Raw genomic sequence first — 2,500 nt, 5'->3', positions numbered from 1 at the left:
TTTAAATTCAATTTATCGAAAGAACGTATAGTTAATGTGTTAGGTTTATACTTCGATACGAAGTTCGCATTCTTTTCTTCATTTGTAGCCAATACATCTCCCGATGCATTTACCGTTTCTACTAAATGAGGATTATCTTGCAAAAATTCTTTTTCTTGTTTCGCATTCAACGCGTAGTTATAAAAATAATTCCCAACTAACATATACACGATTACTAGAAGGACTAAGACTACTATAGTAATTATACCTATCCTTTTCATATTATCTCCTTTTCTAACTTAAATCTTCTTATATTAAAGTACATCAAAAAACAACTGTACTATTTTAACACACCGGTGAATCTTATCTTTAAGAAATAAAATAGAAAATCTTAAATTACATATCAAAAATCACGAAAGAAATCGAATAAAACTTATATAGATATGTAATTAACTTTAAAAAAAGTTACAAAACACAAAAAAGACGAGTCATTCTGACTCGTCTTAAAGTTGCTTGGCGACGTCCTACTCTCACAGGGACAAGGTCCCAACTACCATCGGCGCTAGAGAGCTTAACTTCCGTGTTCGGTATGGGAACGGGTGTGACCTCTCTGCCATCATCACCAAACTATGAAGGCATATTCCTTCAAAACTAGATAACATTTGCTACATATTATATGGTTAAGTCCTCGATCTATTAGTATTCGTCAGCTCCACATGTCACCATGCTTCCACCTCGAACCTATCAACCTGATCATCTTTCAGGGATCTTACTAGCTTACGCTATGGGAAATCTCATCTTGAGGGGGGCTTCATGCTTAGATGCTTTCAGCACTTATCCCTTCCGCACATAGCTACCCAGCTATGCCCTTGGCAGAACAACTGGTACACCAGCGGTGCGTCCATCCCGGTCCTCTCGTACTAAGGACAGCTCCTCTCAAATTTCCTACGCCCACGACGGATAGGGACCGAACTGTCTCACGACGTTCTGAACCCAGCTCGCGTACCGCTTTAATGGGCGAACAGCCCAACCCTTGGGACCGACTACAGCCCCAGGATGCGATGAGCCGACATCGAGGTGCCAAACCTCCCCGTCGATGTGGACTCTTGGGGGAGATAAGCCTGTTATCCCCGGGGTAGCTTTTATCCGTTGAGCGATGGCCCTTCCATGCGGAACCACCGGATCACTAAGCCCGACTTTCGTCCCTGCTCGACTTGTAGGTCTCGCAGTCAAGCTCCCTTATGCCTTTGCACTCTACGAATGATTTCCAACCATTCTGAGGGAACCTTTGGGCGCCTCCGTTACACTTTAGGAGGCGACCGCCCCAGTCAAACTGCCCACCTGACACTGTCTCCCGGGTCGATAAGACCCGTAGGTTAGAATTTCAATACAGTCAGGGCGGTATCCCACCAGCGCCTCCACCGAAGCTAGCGCTCCGGTTTCAATGGCTCCCGCCTATCCTGTACAAACTGTACCAAAATTCAATATCAGGCTACAGTAAAGCTCCACGGGGTCTTTCCGTCCTGTCGCGGGTAACCTGCATCTTCACAGGTACTATAATTTCACCGAGTCTCTGGTTGAGACAGTGCCCAAATCGTTACACCTTTCGTGCGGGTCGGAACTTACCCGACAAGGAATTTCGCTACCTTAGGACCGTTATAGTTACGGCCGCCGTTTACTGGGGCTTCAGTTCAGAGCTTCGCTTACGCTAACCCCTCTCCTTAACCTTCCAGCACCGGGCAGGTGTCACCCCCTATACTTCGCCTTACGGCTTCGCAGAGAGCTGTGTTTTTGCTAAACAGTCGCTTGGGCCTATTCACTGCGGCTTTCCGTTAAGAAAGCACCCCTTCTCCCGAAGTTACGGGGTCATTTTGCCGAGTTCCTTAACCAGAGTTCTCTCGCACACCTTAGGATTCTCTCCTCGCCTACCTGTGTCGGTTTGCGGTACAGGCACCTTTTATCTCGCTAGAAGCTTTTCTTGGCAGCGGGGAATCAAAGACTTCGCTCCATAAGGAGCTTCCCCATCACAGCTCAGCCTTCACGATAAGCGGATTTGCCTACTTATCAGCCTAACTGCTTGGACGTGCACAACCAATCGCACGCTTCTTCTATCCTTCTGCGTCCCTCCATTGCTCAAACGATAAAGAGGTGGTACAGGAATATCAACCTGTTGTCCATCGCCTACGCCTGTCGGCCTCGGCTTAGGTCCTGACTAACCCTGAGCGGACGAGCCTTCCTCAGGAAACCTTAGGCATTCGGTGGACGGGATTCTCACCCGTCTTTCGCTACTCATACCGGCATTCTCACTTCTAAGCGCTCCACCAGTCCTTCCGGTCTGACTTCACTGCACTTAGAACGCTCCCCTACCACTGATACCATTGGTATCAATTCGCAGCTTCGGTGGTGTATTTAGCCCCGGTACATTTTCGGCGCAGAGTCACTCGACTAGTGAGCTATTACGCACTCTTTAAATGGTGGCTGCTTCTAAGCCAACATCCTAGTTGTCTAAGCAACTCCACAT

At 47.4% G+C, this 2,500-nt stretch carries 1 protein-coding gene and 2 rRNA genes (2 of these 3 only partly in view); all 3 read right to left on the bottom strand.

Annotation, left to right across the window (positions count from 1 at the left end; genetic code table 11):
* Positions 1-260, bottom strand: partial view of an alpha/beta hydrolase gene (locus AC241_RS01575; RefSeq protein ID WP_016083751.1) — the beginning only. It extends 700 nt beyond the left edge of the window; the window shows 260 of its 960 coding nt (coding positions 1-260); the start codon lies at positions 258-260; its stop codon lies off the left edge, out of view.
* 230 nt (positions 261-490) lie between these two features.
* A 5S ribosomal RNA gene (gene rrf, locus AC241_RS01570) occupies positions 491-606 on the bottom strand.
* Between the two features lie 49 nt (positions 607-655).
* Positions 656-2,500, bottom strand: a 23S ribosomal RNA gene (locus AC241_RS01565) (it continues 1,077 nt past the right edge of the window).

The sequence above is a fragment of the Bacillus thuringiensis genome, assembly GCF_001182785.1.
GTDB classification, from domain to species: Bacteria; Bacillota; Bacilli; order Bacillales; family Bacillaceae_G; genus Bacillus_A; species Bacillus_A thuringiensis_S.
The sequence above is the reverse complement of the archived record's forward strand: the minus strand, read 5'-3'. Positions and strand labels throughout refer to the sequence as shown.